This window comes from Serratia sp. OS31 (genome assembly GCF_014164835.1).
Taxonomy (GTDB): Bacteria; Pseudomonadota; Gammaproteobacteria; order Enterobacterales; family Enterobacteriaceae; genus Serratia; species Serratia liquefaciens_A.
In genome coordinates, this window is sequence record NZ_JACJFQ010000003.1 from 51,923 (window position 1) to 68,934 (window position 17,012).

At 54.5% G+C, this 17,012-nt stretch carries 16 protein-coding genes and 1 tRNA gene; 12 read left to right on the plus strand and 5 right to left on the minus strand.

The features are described from left to right. Window positions 1-118 precede the first annotated feature (118 nt). The 5 genes from H5P17_RS04145 to H5P17_RS04165 all read left to right on the plus strand — a co-directional run bounded on the left by H5P17_RS04145 (window position 119) and on the right by H5P17_RS04165 (window position 6,589). Complete coding sequence (locus H5P17_RS04145; protein WP_182821444.1) at window positions 119-1,579, plus strand: TrkH family potassium uptake protein; 1,461 nt, start codon at window positions 119-121, stop codon at window positions 1,577-1,579. Between the two features lie 165 nt (window positions 1,580-1,744). Next, complete coding sequence (locus H5P17_RS04150; RefSeq protein ID WP_182821446.1) at window positions 1,745-2,542, plus strand: DNA/RNA non-specific endonuclease; 798 nt, start codon at window positions 1,745-1,747, stop codon at window positions 2,540-2,542. 409 nt (window positions 2,543-2,951) lie between these two features. After that, entirely contained in the window at window positions 2,952-3,512 is a 561-nt protein-coding gene (locus tag H5P17_RS04155; RefSeq protein ID WP_044549631.1) for a sorbitol dehydrogenase family protein, read from the plus strand. A gap of 15 nt (window positions 3,513-3,527) precedes the next feature. Beyond that, entirely contained in the window at window positions 3,528-5,183 is a 1,656-nt protein-coding gene (locus tag H5P17_RS04160; protein WP_182821448.1) for a GMC family oxidoreductase, read from the plus strand. Next, window positions 5,180-6,589, plus strand: a complete 1,410-nt coding sequence (locus H5P17_RS04165; protein ID WP_182821450.1) for a cytochrome c — start codon at window positions 5,180-5,182, stop codon at window positions 6,587-6,589. The genes H5P17_RS04160 and H5P17_RS04165 overlap by 4 nt, the downstream gene beginning before the upstream one ends. Before the next feature lie 96 nt (window positions 6,590-6,685). On the opposite strand, the gene H5P17_RS04170 is transcribed toward H5P17_RS04165, so the two are convergent. Further along, window positions 6,686-6,901 carry a hypothetical protein gene (locus H5P17_RS04170; RefSeq protein WP_182821452.1) on the minus strand — a complete coding sequence of 72 codons (216 nt, stop codon included), beginning with the start codon at window positions 6,899-6,901 and terminating at the stop codon, window positions 6,686-6,688. A gap of 475 nt (window positions 6,902-7,376) precedes the next feature. On the opposite strand from H5P17_RS04170, the gene H5P17_RS04175 reads away from it, so the two are divergent. Beyond that, window positions 7,377-9,371, plus strand: a complete 1,995-nt coding sequence (locus tag H5P17_RS04175) for a choline BCCT transporter BetT (RefSeq protein WP_182821454.1) — start codon at window positions 7,377-7,379, stop codon at window positions 9,369-9,371. A gap of 123 nt (window positions 9,372-9,494) precedes the next feature. Here the strand turns inward: H5P17_RS04175 and H5P17_RS04180 are convergent. Further along, window positions 9,495-9,582: transfer RNA gene (locus H5P17_RS04180), tRNA-Ser, on the minus strand. Between the two features lie 229 nt (window positions 9,583-9,811). On the opposite strand from H5P17_RS04180, the gene yccA reads away from it, so the two are divergent. Both yccA and tusE read left to right on the plus strand, forming a co-directional pair. Further along, window positions 9,812-10,471 carry an FtsH protease modulator YccA gene (yccA, locus tag H5P17_RS04185; protein ID WP_004942825.1) on the plus strand — a complete coding sequence of 220 codons (660 nt, stop codon included), beginning with the start codon at window positions 9,812-9,814 and terminating at the stop codon, window positions 10,469-10,471. Between the two features lie 111 nt (window positions 10,472-10,582). After that, window positions 10,583-10,912: a sulfurtransferase TusE gene (gene tusE, locus H5P17_RS04190; RefSeq protein WP_020826184.1), complete on the plus strand. Its 330-nt coding sequence runs from the start codon at window positions 10,583-10,585 to the stop codon at window positions 10,910-10,912. 4 nt (window positions 10,913-10,916) lie between these two features. Here tusE and yccX read toward each other — a convergent pair whose 3' ends face one another. Continuing rightward, window positions 10,917-11,195 (minus strand): acylphosphatase, encoded by a 279-nt coding sequence (gene yccX, locus H5P17_RS04195; RefSeq protein ID WP_020826183.1) that lies wholly within the window; start codon window positions 11,193-11,195, stop codon window positions 10,917-10,919. 92 nt (window positions 11,196-11,287) lie between these two features. On the opposite strand from yccX, the gene rlmI reads away from it, so the two are divergent. Then, complete coding sequence (gene rlmI, locus H5P17_RS04200) at window positions 11,288-12,478, plus strand: 23S rRNA (cytosine(1962)-C(5))-methyltransferase RlmI (RefSeq protein ID WP_182821456.1); 1,191 nt, start codon at window positions 11,288-11,290, stop codon at window positions 12,476-12,478. 61 nt (window positions 12,479-12,539) lie between these two features. Continuing rightward, on the plus strand, window positions 12,540-12,857 hold the full coding sequence (gene hspQ / locus H5P17_RS04205) for a heat shock protein HspQ (protein WP_044549618.1): 318 nt from the start codon (window positions 12,540-12,542) through the stop codon (window positions 12,855-12,857). Between the two features lie 66 nt (window positions 12,858-12,923). Here the strand turns inward: hspQ and H5P17_RS04210 are convergent, their stop codons facing one another. Beyond that, complete coding sequence (locus H5P17_RS04210; RefSeq protein ID WP_182821458.1) at window positions 12,924-13,337, minus strand: CoA-binding protein; 414 nt, start codon at window positions 13,335-13,337, stop codon at window positions 12,924-12,926. Window positions 13,338-13,598: 261 nt separating this feature from the next. Between H5P17_RS04210 and H5P17_RS04215 the strand changes: the two genes are divergently transcribed. Together H5P17_RS04215 and H5P17_RS04220 are read left to right on the plus strand one after the other, a co-directional pair. Next, window positions 13,599-14,270 carry a DUF2057 family protein gene (locus tag H5P17_RS04215; protein ID WP_182821460.1) on the plus strand — a complete coding sequence of 224 codons (672 nt, stop codon included), beginning with the start codon at window positions 13,599-13,601 and terminating at the stop codon, window positions 14,268-14,270. 120 nt (window positions 14,271-14,390) lie between these two features. Continuing rightward, the gene (locus H5P17_RS04220) at window positions 14,391-14,849 is read left to right on the plus strand and encodes a methylglyoxal synthase (protein ID WP_020826178.1); all 459 of its coding nucleotides are present in this window, start codon (window positions 14,391-14,393) and stop codon (window positions 14,847-14,849) included. A gap of 33 nt (window positions 14,850-14,882) precedes the next feature. Here the strand turns inward: H5P17_RS04220 and helD are convergent, their stop codons facing one another. Next, the gene (gene helD / locus H5P17_RS04225; RefSeq protein ID WP_182821462.1) at window positions 14,883-16,937 is read right to left on the minus strand and encodes a DNA helicase IV; all 2,055 of its coding nucleotides are present in this window, start codon (window positions 16,935-16,937) and stop codon (window positions 14,883-14,885) included. Between the last annotated feature and the right edge of the window lie 75 nt (window positions 16,938-17,012).

Genomic DNA, 17,012 nt, shown 5'->3' on the forward strand with positions numbered 1-17,012 from the left:
GTGCCAACCCTTTCAGGCGATATGAATTTTTACGTTATTTTTATATCGCCTGCCTTATTCTTTCTGGCTTAAAGAATAAATTGACTCATTGCCGTCAGGCAACTCGGGCGCAAGTATTATGGTCAAGAATAAGCAGATATTGGTCGTTATTCATCTTTGCAGTTTTTTAGTTTTCCTTTACAGCCTGTCAATGATCCCGCCCCTGTTGGTGGCGCTGCTCTATAAAGAAAAAAGCGTTTTCTCCTTTTTTTATACCCTGGTGATTGCCGGCTCGCTCGGCGGATTAGGCTGGTTCAGCACCCGTCAGGCCAAAGTGCAATTGCGCACCCAGGACGGTTTTCTGATTATCGTCATGTTCTGGCTGCTGTTTTCGATGATCTGCGCCCTGCCGCTGTGGCTGGATGACACGCTGAACGTCAGCCTGACGGACGCGATGTTCGAGGGCGTGTCCGGCATCACCACCACCGGCGCTTCGGTACTTAACGATGTCTCCGGCATACCTAAATCCTTTCTCTACTACCGTTCCCAGCTCAACTTTATCGGCGGTCTCGGCGTCATTGTGTTAGCCGTGGCCGTGCTGCCGCTGCTGGGTATCGGCGGTGCCAAGCTTTATCAGTCGGAAATGCCCGGACCATTCAAAGAAGAACGACTGACGCCACGGCTGGCCGATACCTCGAAAAACCTGTGGTTGATCTACCTCGGTCTGGGGCTGGCCTGTACGGTCGCTTTCCGCATCGCGGGCATGCCGTGGTTCGATGCCCTTTGCCATGGGATTTCCACCGTATCGCTCGGGGGGTTCTCCACCCGCAATGAGAGCCTGGGTTATTACGACAGTTCGGCGGTGGAGATGGTCGGCGGTATTTTCTCCATTCTGGCGGCGGTGAACTTCACTCTGTATTTCGTCGCCGTCGGCCGTCGTAGCCTGAAACCCCTATATAAAAACCCGGAGCTGCGCTTCTTCCTGCTGGTGCTGTCGATTATCGTGGCGATTGTTTGCCTCGAGCTCTACCGTTCCGGCATGTACGGCGCCAAGGACTCCTTCGTGCATGGCTTCTTTCTCACCAGTTCGATGATGACCGATAACGGTTTGGCCACCGCCGACTATGCCAAAATGCCCTCTCACACCATTATGTTGTTATTGGCGGCGAGCTTTTTCGGTGGCTGCGTGGGCTCCACCTGCGGCGGCATCAAGGCGCTGCGTTTTCTGATCATGTACAAACAGAGCCGGCATGAGATCAACCAGTTGGTGCATCCTAATGCCGTTTACACCATCAAGGTCGGCAACGCGCCGATTCACGATCGGGTGTTACGGTCGGTCTGGAGCTTTTTCTTTCTGTACGTTTTTTTCAGCTGCTTCTTCATCTGGCTGCTGAACCTGATGGGCTATGATCTGGTGACCTCTTTCGCCACCGTGGCCGCCTGTATCAATAACATGGGGTTGGGTTTCGGCGAAACCGCGGCGGGGTTTGGCACGCTTAGCGATGCGGCGAAATGGTTGATGTGCGCGGCGATGCTGCTCGGCCGCCTTGAGATCTACCCCATGCTGATATTGTGCTCGCGTGCCTTTTGGCGTTTTTAAGGCTTTGCTGCCCGCCCGTTACCGGCTTTTATAACCCGCTTTGCTGTGCCCACGCTGACACATTCGTAACGTGAATGTGTTGCATTGTTGTATTCGTTTCATTGCGATAAGTTACAAATACTGTAAATACATACAGTATTATTAAAACTTATTGAGGATATGAATATGCGATTTAACAAGATGTTAGCCCTGGCAGCCCTGCTGTTTACCGCCCAGGCCTCCGCCGAAGCATTGGAATCTATCGACAACTGCGCGGTCGGTTGCCCCACCGGCGGCAGCAGTAACGTGTCCATCGTTCGCCATGCTTATACGCTGAACAACAACAGCACCACCAAGTTCGCCAACTGGGTGGCTTATCACATCACCAAAGACACGCCGGCCAGCGGGAAAACCCGTAACTGGAAGGCCGATCCGGCACTGAACCCGGCAGATACATTGGTACCGGCAGATTACACCGGTGCCAACGCGGCACTGAAAGTTGACCGCGGGCATCAAGCGCCGCTGGCCTCACTGGCGGGCGTCTCTGACTGGGAATCACTGAACTACCTTTCCAATATCACCCCGCAGATGGCCGATCTTAACCAAGGCTCCTGGGCACGGCTGGAAGATCAGGAACGCAAGCTGATTGACCGGGCGGATATCAGTTCGGTGTATACCGTGACCGGCCCACTGTACGAACGCAATATGGGAAAATTGCCGGGCACCCAGAAAGCGCACACCATTCCCAGCGCTTACTGGAAGGTCATCTTTATCAATAACAGCCCGGAAGTGAACCACTATGCGGCGTTTCTGTTTGACCAAAACACCCCGAAAAATGCCGATTTCTGCCAATATCGCGTCACGGTGAATGAAATCGAGAAACGCACCGGGCTGATTATTTGGGCTGGTCTGCCCGACGACGTACAGGCTTCGTTGAAAGCCAAGCCGGGCGTGCTGCCAGAGCTGATGGGTTGCAAGAGCTAAAATAATGACCAGGAACCCGCTACGGCGGGTTTTTATTGGTCAATATAATAACGGCATCTGTGAGTTAAATATAAATATTACTTATTAATACCCCGTTTTAAACCCGTCCTAATAGCGGAAGTAATGTTATTTACCGTCATTAATTATCTTTAAATACCCGCCACGGCACCGTTCACTTTCCTACCAAGCGGCCACACCTCCGGTCTTTTTTATTCTTTCTGTGCTTTTTTATCAGGGCGTTTGAGCAAGTTTATTGCCGAAAAGTTATCGGCAAGTTAATATCCCGCCAAATTATTAGATACAGAACCGTAAACAATGCATTTATCCCATTGTTGATTATTTTTTATCTCTCTTTACCCCTTCTCTTTTGCCTGCTTTGGCAATAACACCTGTTTTGTGAGAAAAACACATGGAAAATTTGTTATCAGACGATGGTGAGTTACCGACCAAAAATGGAACCGGTTTCAGTCGGCGGGAAGTGCTGCTGGGGCTGGCCTCAACCCTGCTGGCAACGTCATTGCTCAGTTACCCGTTCCTCAGTCTGGCAGAACAACATACCGCGGCGGCCAACCCGCTGCAGTTTGCTCGTTTCTTCAAAATATCCCAGACATTGAGCGAACATGAGGATATCGATCAGGGAATGTCGGCGCGTATTTTTACGGCCTTACATAATCAGAATGATCAGTTCGCCACGCAGGTTGAGCAGCTTGGTGGTCTGTTGCAGCCGGGCCAAAGCGCAAAACAGCTGCAACAACTGGCCATTCAGGCCGGCTTGCAGGCCCTGGTGACCGCCATTATCACCGCCTGGTATACCGGCACCGTCGGCCACGGCCAAACGGCTGAGCTGATTGCCTATAAAGACGCGTTGATGTACCGCCCCGCCAGCGACGCGCTGATCGTTCCCACCTACTGCGGCAATGGCCCGCTGTGGTGGACTGCGCCCCCTCCAGCGGTCAACGCTTCCCTGTGATCTGAGAGTCTTCTGATGAAAAAACCTGAATTTACTGCCGATGGCAACGCCTCGGCCGATATCGTGATCGTGGGCTCCGGCATTGTTGGCGGCATGATGGCCGATCAATTAGTCAGCCAGGGTTATTCTGTGTTGGTGCTGGAAGCGGGCCTGCGTATTGAACGCGCCCAGGCCGTAGAAAACTGGCGCAATATGCCTTTTGATAATCGCGCCGGCTCCGATTACCAAGGGTTGTACCCGCAATCCGAGTTCGCCACCGCTCCCCTCTATTTTCCTGAAAACAACTATGTCGCCCTGAGCGGCCCGAGCGCAAGCAGCTTCAAGCAAGGGTATCTGCGTACCGTCGGGGGCACCACCTGGCACTGGGCTGCGTCTTGCTGGCGCCACCTGCCCAGCGATTTCCAAATGAAAACCCTGTACGGCGTTGGCCGCGACTGGCCGATTTCCTATGATGAACTTGAGCCGTACTATTGCCGGGCCGAAGAGGAAATTGGCGTGGCGGGCCCCAACGATCCGCAGCAACAGTCGCCGGTTGAACGCAGCAAACCCTACCCGATGGATATGGTGCCCTGGGCGCATGGCGATATTCGTTTTGCCGAAGTGGTTAACCCGCACGGCTACCGTTCAGTCCCGATCCCACAGGGGCGCAGTACCCACCCGTGGAAGGGCCGTCCAACCTGCTGCGGCAACAACAACTGCCAGCCGATTTGCCCCATCGGCGCCATGTACAACGGCATTCATCATGTTGAACGCGCTGAAATGAAAGGTGCGGTGGTACTGGCGGAAGCGGTGGTCTACAAGATTGATACCGATGAGCAGAATCGGGTCACTGCGGTGCATTGGCTCGACAGCAAGAAGCAATCTCACCAGGCGACGGCCAAGGCTTTCGCACTGGCCTGTAACGGCATAGAAACGCCGCGCCTGCTGCTGATGGCGGCTAATGAGCGCAACCCGAACGGCATCGCCAACGCTTCCGACCAGGTTGGCCGCAACATGATGGATCACTCCGGTTTTCACTGTACTTTCCTGGCAAAAGAGCCGCTGTGGCTCGGGCGTGGCCCGGCGCAGAGCAGCTGCCTGGTCGGCCCACGTGACGGTGAGTTCCGCAAAGACTACTCGGCCAACAAGATGATCCTCAACAACATCAACCGGGTCGTGCCTGCCACCCAAAAGGCGCTGGAACAAGGCTTGGTCGGTAAAGAATTGGATGCCGAAATACGCCGCCGCGCCGCCTACGGCGTCGATTTATCCATCAGCCTGGAACCGTTACCAGACCCAAATAACCGCCTGACGCTGAGTAAAACCCGCAAGGATGCTCACGGCTTGCCCTGCCCGGACATCCATTACGATGTCGGCGATTACGTACGCAAAGGCGCAGAGGCCGCACATAAGCAATTGGAACATATCGGCCAGCTGTTCGACGCCGAAGAGTTCAACATCACCACCAGTCTGAATGCCAATAACCACATCATGGGCGGCACTATCATGGGCGATAACCCCGCAGACTCGGTGGTCGATGGCAACTGCCGCACCCATGACCATGCCAACCTTTGGTTGCCGGGCGGCGGCGCAATTCCTTCCGCCAGCGTGGTGAACAGCACCTTGACCATGGCGGCACTGGGCATCAAGGCCGCCGATGACATTGCGCGGGCACTGGCGGTGAAACCATGAAAAAACAGGCGAAACTGACGCTATTGTCCCTGCTGTTGCTCGGCGGCAGCGCCGTGCAGGCGGCGGATAACGGAGAGTTAAGCGGTGCGGCGTTGATTAAAAAAGGCGAGCAGATTGCTATCGCCTCGGACTGCCAGGCCTGCCATACCAAACCCGAAGGCGGTACTCCCTTTGCCGGCGGATATGGTATCAGTTCCCCCATGGGCGTGATTTACGCAACCAACATCACCCCATCAAACGCGGAGGGCATTGGCAGTTATAGCGAAGAGCAGTTTGCTCGTGCCGTCAGGGACGGGATCCGTGCCGATGGCACCCACCTCTACCCCGCTATGCCCTATACCTCTTATACCCGATTGAGCGATGCGGACATCAAGGCGTTGTATGCCTACTTTATGCACGGCGTGAAGCCGGTCGATCAGAAAAATACGCTGACCGATCTGCCCTTCCCGTTCAACCTGCGCTTTAGCATGGCCGCCTGGAATCTGCTGTTTCTCAAAGACGGCCGTTTTGCACCCGATGCGACCAAAAGCGAGCAATGGAACCGGGGAGCTTATCTGGTTAATGGGCCTGGGCACTGCGACACTTGCCACACCCCGCGCAACCTGCTGATGGCTGAGGACGGCAGTCAGGCGCTGGCGGGCGGGATGGTCGGCAGCTGGTACGCTCCCAATATCACTTCAGACCCGATCAGCGGTATCGGCGGCTGGAGCGAACAGCAACTGGCACAGTACTTGAAAACCGGCCGGGTGGTCGGCAAAAATCAGGCGGCGGGCGGCATGGCGGAAGCCATCGAAAACAGCCTGCAATATTTTTCCGATGACGATCTGGCGGCTATTGCCGTTTACCTGAAAAGCACCACGCCGATCAGAGACGCCAAGGATAGCCAGGCGGCCGACAGCTACGGTAAACCATTGAACGTTGAGCCTCAGTTGCGCGGGTTGCAGCCAGCCAATGCCAACAACACCGTTACCGACGGCGCGGCCTTGTTCAGCGGCAACTGCGCCAGTTGCCACCAGCCGGACGGCAGCGGCAGCAAAAACCAGGCTTACCCTTCGCTGTTCAATAATACCGCCACCGGTTCAAGCAATCCGGCCAACCTGATCTCGGCCATACTGTTCGGGGTCGAGCGAAAGGTGGGCGATCAGCACGTGCTGATGCCGAACTTTGGCCCGCTGTCGTACGTCAATCCGTTGAACGACCAGCAGATCGCCGCTATCAGCAATTATGTGCTGCAGCAGTACGGCAATCCCGCAGTGAAGGTCAGCGCTGCGGACGTGACCGTATTGCGCCTGGGTGGCCCGGTGCCGCTGCTGGCGATGCTGCAGCCTTATATGGCCCCGGCAATCGGCATTGCGGTGGTGGCGTTGATCTTGATGGCATGGCTGTTGGGGAGAAAACGGCGCTGAATCGATGACTGCAGGCTGGGGAGCTATCCCCGGCTTGCAGGCATTGCCGCATTTCCACAGGGATAGTTCGCAGATCGATTCTGAAAAGAACGGGGGTTATTGCGTTTGATTTTCCACACGGGTAATACCGTGTTTCTTCATCACTTCTTCCATGGTCAGATTTTCATCATCCGGCGTTTCGTCAATCACAACATCTTGCGGGCGGACATAAGGTTTGGTTGCGCGTTTGAACATCCACCACCAAACGAACACCAGAAAGGCACCGGACTTCAGAAAGATCATGGTCCATAACGCTATTTGATACCAGCTCATCTTTATCTCCATGAAAGCGTTAAACGCGAGCGAATGGACCTATTTTAACCCTTGGCTTGATCGGATCAATAGTAAACGGCAGATCCCTCCGGGTTCAGGCCACTGTTATAGGGGTTTCTGTCATGATCTGCTCTACCCGCCGCTAAAACCCCCTTGCCCCCCTAAGAAAGCCTTCCCCCAGCCTGATCCTGTATTTGCCCGCATTTTGGCATGGCGAAAACCATGTCGGATCCTCTCAGCCGGTTTTTCCCTGCAAAAAGAGTGAATTACCCCCTCTTAGCGCATTGTTTTTATATAGCTAAAACGTCTAACAAAACCACTTAAAACAGCCTTTTTGACCATAAAAATGTAAATTACCCTGGTTTTTCTATATACTCGCAGAGTTTAATTTCTTGGGCAGCCTGTTTGCCCCCCTTTTATGGAGTTGTTTTAACGGACTATCCCATTCCCTAACGGACTAGCAAAAAGGTATTCTATGAGCCAAAACGACACTGAAATTGTGGCACGTCGTAGCCATATCAATCCTCCGGTATTTTTTATATCTGCCGCATTAATCATCGTCCTGGTGGCCTTTGCCGCCCTGTATCCTGAGTTAGCCGACCGCAAATTCAAAGCGTTGCAGCAGGGTATTTTCACTAACGCCAGCTGGTTTTACATTCTGGCGGTCGCCCTGATCCTGCTGAGCGTCACCTACCTGGGTCTGTCGCGTTACGGCAATATCAAGCTCGGGCCCGATCACGCTCAGCCAGACTTCAGCTATGTTTCCTGGTTTGCCATGCTGTTTTCCGCCGGTATGGGCATTGGTCTGATGTTCTTTGGCGTCGCCGAACCGGTGATGCACTATCTTTCTCCCCCGACCGGGACACCGGAAACAGTGGAAGCGGCTAAACAGGCCATGCGCCTAACCTTCTTCCACTGGGGCCTGCATGCCTGGGCGATTTATGCGATCGTGGCGCTGATCCTGGCATTCTTCAGCTATCGCCATGGCCTGCCCTTGACGCTGCGTTCCGCGCTTTATCCGATTATCGGCGATCGCATATACGGGCCGATTGGTCATGCGGTGGATATTTTTGCGGTTATAGGTACCGTGTTTGGCGTCGCGACTTCACTGGGTTACGGCGTGTTGCAGGTTAACGCCGGCCTCAACCACCTGTTCGGTTTGCCGATCAATGCAACGGTGCAGGTGGTGCTGATCGTGGTGATCACCGGGCTGGCGACGCTGTCGGTGGTGTCCGGGTTGGATAAGGGCATCCGCATTCTGTCCGAACTGAACCTCGGCCTGGCGGTGCTGCTGCTGGTCCTGGTGGGTACGCTCGGCCCAACCGTGCTGTTGCTGAAATCCTTTGTGGAAAATACCGGCGGCTATCTTTCCGATATCGTCAATAAAACCTTTAACCTTTACGCTTACGAGCCGAAATCCAGCAACTGGCTGGGGGGCTGGACACTGCTGTATTGGGGCTGGTGGCTATCCTGGTCGCCGTTCGTCGGCATGTTTATCGCCCGCGTTTCACGCGGACGTACCATCCGTGAATTCGTCACCGGCGTGTTGTTCGTTCCGGCGGGCTTTACGCTGCTGTGGATGACCGTTTTCGGCAACAGCGCCATTAATTTGATCATGAACGAAGGCGCGCGCGATCTGGCCAATACGGTGCAAAACGACGTAGCCCTGGCGTTGTTCAACTTCCTGGAGCACTTCCCGTTCTCTAATATTCTGTCGTTTATCGCCATGGCGATGGTCGTGGTGTTCTTCGTCACGTCGGCAGACTCTGGGGCGATGGTGGTTGATACGCTGGCTTCGGGCGGTTCGGATCAAACACCCATATGGCAGCGGATCTTTTGGGCTTCCCTGATGGGTCTGGTGGCGATTGCGTTGTTGATTGCCGGCGGTTTAAGCGCATTGCAAACCGTGACTATCGCCAGCGCCCTGCCGTTTTCGATGATCCTGCTGGTCTCAATCTACGGGTTGTTAAAAGCCTTACGTATCGACGCCTACAAACGCGACAGCCAGATGATGACCACCATTGCGCCGACCGCCGCGCGCAACCCGATCTCATGGCAGCGGCGTTTGCGTAATATTGCCTATTTCCCGAAACGTTCTCAGGTAAAACGCTTTGTCGGTGAAGTGGTTCAACCGGCGATGGCGCTGGTGGAAGCCGAACTGGCCAAGCAAAATACCACCTCCTCGATTGACGATTCGCAAGACGATCGCATCCATTTCGAAGTCGATTTAGGGGAAGATCTGAACTTTGTCTATGAAGTGCGCCTGCGCGCTTACATTCAACCGGCCTTTGCTCTGGCGGGGTTGAAAGATGAGGAACGCGACGAGGAACATAAATACTATCGCGGTGAGGTACATCTGAAGGAAGGGGGCCAGGATTACGATGTGATGGGCTGGACGCAAGAACAGATCATTCACGATATTCTCGACCAGTACGAGAAGCACCTGCACTTCCTGCATTTGGTGCGTTAGCGGTTGCTTTGCCAGACAAACCGTCCCAGCCGGGGCGGTTTTTTTATGGGCCCACGGCGGCGATTGCCATTTTTCAAACCCAATAAAAAACCCCGCGCTCAGAGAGCGCGGGGTCATAATTTATGGCGGAGGAGCAGAGATTCGAACTCTGGAACGGTTTCCCGTCGACGGTTTTCAAGACCGTTGCCTTCAGCCACTCGGCCACCCCTCCGCAACGAGGCGAACTATAAACAGAGCTGATCCGCTTGTAAAGCCCAAGGCCGTTCAACCGAACGAAAAACCAGCACCTGACGTTTGAGCGTTGAAGAAACCGCCAACTCCGGCTCAAGGTTGCAGCAATGATAACTAAGGGTAAAGATTGGTAAACGAACTTTAATCAAACGCTTGCGCTGCCTATCATCGTCACTAATTTTGTGATGACCTGACTAAGAGAGATCATTATGGACCGTATTGTCGTCTCATCCTCCTCGCGCGACTCATTGCTGAGTACGCATAAGGTTTTGCGTAACACCTATTTTCTGCTTTCACTGACGCTGGCTTTCTCGGCGCTCACCGCAACCGCCAGCACCATGCTGGGGCTGCCGGCGCCGGGCCTGCTGCTGATGCTGGTCGGTTTCTATGGGCTGATGTTCCTGACCCACAAGCTGGCTAACAGCCCTGCCGGCATCCTGGCGGCCTTCGCACTGACCGGTTTTATGGGTTATGCCCTGGGCCCCATCCTCAGTTCATTTATTAATACCGGAGCCGGCGACCTGATCATGCTGGCGCTGGGAGGCACCGCGGTGGTGTTCTTCTGCTGTTCAGCCTACGTGCTGACCACCCGCAAGGATATGTCGTTCCTGTCCGGCATGATGATGGCCGGATTTGTAGTGCTGCTGGTTGCGGTTATCGCCAATCTGTTCCTGCAGATCCCTGCTCTGCACCTGGCGATTAGCGCACTGTTTATCCTGTTCTCCGCCGGTGCCATCCTGTGGGAAACCAGCAACATTATTCACGGCGGCGAGACTAACTACATCCGCGCCACCGTCAGCCTGTACGTCTCGTTGTACAACATGTTCATCAGCCTGTTGAGCATTCTGGGCTTCGCGCGCAGCAACTGATTCGGCGTCTGAGTGATACCCAAAGCCCCGCTCCGGCGGGGCTTTATTTTTTGCGGCGGTAAAAGTTTGCTAAACTGGCGGCCTTTCTGAATTACCCGTTACCGAGGCAGTATGTTGGAGTATCAAGGTCAGGTTATTGAAACTGACGCACAGGGTTACCTGAAAAACAGCGCCGACTGGCACGAGGCCCTGGCGCCGCTGCTGGCCGAGCAGGAAGAAATCACGCTAACCGAGGCGCATTGGGAAGTGGTGCGTTTCGTACGCGGCTTTTACCTGGAATTTAATACTTCACCGGCGATCCGCATGCTGGTCAAAGCTATGGCGCAGAAGTACGGCGAAGAGAAAGGCAACAGCCGCTACCTCTATCGCCTGTTCCCCAAAGGCCCGGCCAAACAGGCAACAAAAATCGCCGGTTTGCCGAAGCCGGTAAAATGCATCTGAGACGCTAATAGCGAATGCTGAAGCCTTGATAATCTGCCGTACCGCGCGGTTCCACCAGCACGCGATCGACACGTGCGCTACGCGGGCCGCCGCTCTTCAACCATTCCACCAGCTTATCCACCTGCGGTTGTTCGCCGCAGGCCACCACCTCGACGCTGCCGTCATCAAGATTGCGCGCATATCCGCTTAACCCCAACGCCGTCGCCTGATGCTGGGTGTTGTAGCGAAACCCTACCCCTTGCACCACGCCATAGACATACGCAGCAATACAAACTTGTGTCATAATCGGCCCCTTATCGAATTTCGTTTATGGCATTTTCTGTGCGTTCGCACGGCAATGTCACTCTTTTTACCTAGCTGGCAGCATTCTTAATTATGACCGTACGCCTGTTTCTCGCCAAAGGACGTGAAAAGTCCTTACTCCGTCGCCACCCATGGGTCTTCTCCGGTGCCGTTCAACGTATTGAAGGTAAAGCCCTGTCCGGCGAAACCATCGATATTCACGACGCCCAGGGCAAATGGCTGGCGCGCGGCGCCTACTCGCCTGAGTCGCAAATCCGTGCCCGTGTCTGGACTTTCCAGCAGGATGAAGACGTTAACATCGAATTCTTCATCCGCCGTTTACAGCAGGCGCAAAGCTGGCGTGATTGGGTAGCGAAGCGCGACGGGTTGGACGGTTACCGTCTGATCGCCGGTGAATCCGACGGCATGCCGGGCATCACTATCGATCGCTTCCAGAATTTCCTGGTGTTGCAATTGCTGTCTGCCGGCGCCGAATATCAGCGTGCTGCGCTGATTACCGCCTTGCAGCATTGTTACCCGGAATGCGCCATCTACGATCGTTCAGACGTCGCGGTGCGTAAAAAAGAAGGCTTGCCGTTGGCGCAAGGGCCGGTACTGGGTGATCTGCCCCCTGCTCTGTTGCCGATCACCGAGCATGGCATGAAGCTACTGGTGGACATTCAGCAGGGCCACAAGACCGGTTTTTACCTCGACCAGCGCGACAGCCGCCTGGCTGCCCGTAACTATTCCGCCGGCCGCCGCGTGCTTAACTGCTTCTCTTATACCGGCGCATTCGCGGTATCCGCATTGATGGGCGGTTGCTCACAGGTCATCAGCGTAGATACGTCGCAGGCGGCGTTGGATATCGCCAAACAAAACGTTGAACTCAACGGGTTGGATCTAAGCAAAGCCGAGTTTGTGCGCGATGACGTGTTCCAGCTGCTGCGCAACTACCGCACGCAGGGTGAAAAATTCGATCTGATCATTATGGATCCGCCAAAGTTCGTCGAGAATAAAAACCAACTGGCCAGCGCCTGCCGCGGTTACAAAGATATCAACATGTTGGCACTGCAGTTGCTGAACCCGGGCGGTATTTTGCTGAGTTTCTCCTGCTCCGGACTGATGCCAACCGACTTGTTCCAGAAAATTTTGGCCGATGCCGCTGTAGATGCCGGGCGTGATGTACAATTTATAGAGCAGTATCGTCAGGCTGCCGATCACCCGGTTATCGCAACTTATCCAGAAGGGCTGTATTTGAAAGGGTTTGCGTGTCGGGTGATGTAACTTGAAATACGCTGCTTTGCCCTCATATAGAGAGCAAGGCACTGTTTCTCAGGAGGTCATCATGATTGCCAGCAAATTCGGTATCGGACAACAGGTTCGGCATAAGCTGCTGGGGTACTTGGGGGTGGTGATTGATATCGACCCTGAATACTCGATGGAACAGCCTAAAGCTGATGAAATAGCGGCGAATAGCGATCTGCGTTTCGCCCCTTGGTACCACGTGGTGATGGAAGACGAAGAAGGCCAACCGGTGCATACCTATCTGGCGGAAGCACAGCTGGATGGCGAAGCCCAGGACGCCCACCCTGAACAACCTTCACTGGACGAGTTGGCGGAATCGATCCGTCACCAGCTCCAAGCCCCGCGCCTGCGCAACTGATTCGCCAGGCCTGAGAAACACCCAATAAGGGCCTGGCATTTGTCAGGCCTTTTCTTTTACCGGCTTTTAGCGCTCCAGACCCAGACGAGGGATCTCGATTTTGGGGCAACGATCCATTACCACCTTCAATCCTGCCTCACGTGCCAACGCCTCGGCCTGCTCATTAATAACGCCAATTTGCAGCCATAGCGCCTTGGCGCCAATCGCAATCGCCTCTTGCGCTACGCCATACGCCGCCTCTGAATTACGGAACACATCAACCATATCCACCGGGTGCGGAATGTCTTGCAACGTGGCATAGACCTGTTGGCCAAGCAGCGTTTGCCCGGACAGCTTGGGGCTGACCGGCGTTACCTGATATCCCTGAGACAGCAAATACGCCATCACACCATAGCTCGGCCGCGCCGGATTATCGCTGGCACCCACCAGCGCAATGGTTTTCACCTGCTTGAGCAGGTCGGCAATCTCGTGGTCTTGCATGTTCGGCTCCCAATCATCAACGGGGGATTTCCCTGTTCCCAGTGTACTCTATCGGCTTTAAATCGACTAAACGCAGCCACGCGGAAACTCCCGGCCACTTTTGCGGTCTGATGCTGTCACTGCCAGCATATTCGGCCTGAATAAATGTCCAAATGAAAATAAATATGTACATTTGTAAACCAAACCGTAATGCTGAAAAACTTTGACACAGTCTATGGCGTGTTCAACACTAATAGCGATGCCACTTATAAGGAGATAACCATGAAATTTGGTCTGATGGTTGCGGGGCTGCTCAGCATCAGTATCAGCATGCCTGCCGTGGCTACGACCCTGAAACTCTCCCCGGACATCGATCTGCTGGTGGTCGACGGCAAGAAAATGACAGGAGCGTTGTTAAAAGGTGCCGACAGCCTGGAGCTGGATGGCGGGCAACATCAGTTGCTGTTTAAAGTGGCGAAGTCTGTACGCTCAGGGCAGCACGAGCAAACTGCCTATACCTCCCCACCGCTTATCGCGACCTTCAGTACGCAGAATGTCAGCTCCGTTGCCATTGAGCTGCCGCGTATTGAAAATGTACGGGATGGCCAAAGATTCGATAAAACGCTCAACTATCAAGTGATTGATAAGGACGGTAACGCGCTGGCGATGAAACACGACGTGCTGCATGCCGACGGTGCCACGCTCAGCGTCGATTTGGAAAAAGTCATGGCGGACTACAACAGTCAGCACCGCCCGGCCTCGGTGCTGGCTTTCACCCAGGTGCGCGCGGCCACGCCTTCCTCTCCCCTCGCCAGTGCCGCTTTAAACTCCCCCACGGTAACTTTAAAGGGTGAAAACGTTTCCGAACAGATGCTGCAATACTGGTTCCAGCAGGCGGACAAAGAGACGCAGAAGCGTTTCCTCCATTGGGCAAATAAACAGCCCGTGCGTTAAGATTGCCGGCGCCTTTATTTAAAGGCGCGCTTTCTTCGCATTTTCAGGTGTAAACGCTAGGCAGTGAAAAACAGTTTCAGTAATCTGTCGCACATCCCCTGATTAGCGAAGGACATCGAGATGGAATTTACTACCCGCACTATCGCCGCGCGCAAACACATTGCGCTGGTGGCGCACGATCACCGTAAACAAGCCCTGCTTGCCTGGGTTGAAGAAAACAAATCGGTCCTTGAACACCATCAACTGTACGCCACCGGCACTACCGGTAACCTGATCCAGCGTGCCAGCGGCATTCCGGTGCAGAGCATGTTAAGCGGCCCGATGGGAGGCGATCAGCAGGTTGGCGCGCTGATTGCCGAAGGCAAAATCGATATGCTGATCTTCTTTTGGGATCCGCTCAATGCGGTTCCCCACGATCCGGATGTGAAAGCTCTGCTGCGTCTGGCGACGGTTTGGAACATTCCCGTCGCCACCAACCGCTCAACGGCGGATTTCCTGATCGATTCTTCGCTCTTCAAACGTGAAGTGGAAATCGCCATTCCTGACTATCAGCGCTATTTGCAGGATCGCCTGAAGTAACGCTCGCGGCCTGGTTTCCGCCAGGCCTTAAGCTTAAGGCTTCTTCTGCGCAGGAACGCCGAGATCCTGCAGTTGTTCAACGAAGACCGACGGACGTTCACGATCCTGCAGTAACCAGACCTGATGCTTGGCGCGAGTCAGCGCTACATACAGCAGTCGCCGCTCCTCTGCATCCGGGAAATCTTCCGGCTGCGGCAACAAAACATCCTCCAATACCGACTCACGTGCGACCGCTGGAAAACCGTCGCTGCCTTGGTGCAAACCGGCGATGATTACGTACTCCGCCTGCTGCCCTTTACTGGCGTGAATGGTCATAAACTCGAGGGTCAGTTTTGGCCAACGGGTCGCCGCTTTTGCCAGCACTTGCGGTTTCAAATGGTGGTAGCGAGCCAGCACCAGAATTCGCTCATCCGGCTTGGCATAACCGCTCAGCTTGTCCAACAGATTTTCAAGCTGCTCATTCGGTAATAAAACCACCGATTTCTTATTGCCCTTGCTCAGGCTGTTCAACGGTTTTTTCAGCTGATGCGGGTTCTGTTGCACAAAACGGTTCGCGATCTCACCGATACGATCGTTGAAACGGTAAGTGGTATCGAGTGCACATTGGGCACCTTCGCCAAAGTTTTCGGCAAAGGCGGTGGTCAACGTCAGCTCGGCCCCGCTGAAGCGGTAAATGGCCTGCCAGTCGTCACCCACCGCAAACAGGCAGGTTTGTTTATTTTGTTTACGCAACGCCGCCAGCAATTGCGCACGCTGGGGTGAAATGTCCTGAAACTCGTCCACCAGGATGTGCTTCCACGGGCTGACGAACCGACCTTTCTCCAAAATATTGACCGCCTGATGGATCAGGCCTGAGAAGTCCACCGCCCCTTCCTCTTTCAGCGCTCCTTTCCAGGCCTTGAGCAAAGGCTCCATCAAGCGAATGCGTTTTGAGAACAGGTCACGGATCTCTTCATCCGCCTGTTCGATCATTTCCGCCTGGCTACCGCCGTGCATGCGCATCAGGCCCAACCAGCGTTCTAGCCTGCCGGCCAGCCGCTCCGCCAGGCGCTTGTCCTGCCAAAAATCGCCTTCGGGCACTTCCCATTCCAACTCTTCTATCAACCATTGACGCCAGCCTTTGGCCTGGGCTTTTTTTTCTGCGCATTGCTGCTGCCAATGGGCAATCAGCAAAGCTCGCCGGGCCTTGCTGTCGGTTTCCAGTTTACTGATTGCCGGCACCTTGCGGTTGCCCTGTTGGATAATCTGCAGCGCCAGCGCATGGAAGGTTTTGGCCTGGATGGCCACGCCGCCCAGCCGCTCCTGAATACGTTCGTTCATCTCTTCCGCCGCCTGGCGACCGAATGCCAACAGCAGTATTTGACCGGGTTCAGCCTCCTGACGACGCAGCAGCCAACCCGCGCGAGCCACCAATACCGAGGTTTTTCCACTGCCCGCACCGGCCAATACCAATACCGAGTCTTCACCGTTAACTACGGCACGACTTTGCGAGTCGTTCAGCGGTGAACTTTCTATGCTCTGGAAGAAATCCTGATGCGTCTCCAGCATCCGCTCGGTCCACTGCCGGTTACGCTGATCCACGCTTGGCAACCCGTGCTGCAGCCATTGGCGGCAGAGTTGATAATCTTCCCGACAGTTGTCAAATTCCTCCAGCCGTGCAACCGGCATTGGCAAGGCACCGAAAGACTGGCGAATCTGTTGCTGCAATTTGCCCAGTTCGGATTTCTTAAACCACTTATCCTGCTGCTCAATACGCAGAATATGCTCGACCTGTTGCTGCAAAACGCCGGCGCTGACTTCGCTCATCTCCGCGCTCCATTGCTGCCAGGCCTGCTGGAGATAATGATAGAAACGCTGAGTTTCCTGCCATTCAGTCCCGTGCAGGCGCACTACTTTTTCATCCGGCAACTCAAACTCCAGCTCGCCCCAGACAATGCCGCGCTTGCATCTAACCTGAATCAACTGATTGAAAGGAATCAGATATTCATGCTTTTCACCGCTCACCTCGACCCCGGCGTGCAGCAACCGCACACGGTTATAAGGATGCTGAGCCAGGTGTTTCCCCAGCGATGTCGCTTTAAGTTCCATATCTTCGCGCCATGACTATGTTGAGATTAAATAACGGATATCTGCCAGTTTACCTGCGATAAGCAGTGGCACTCT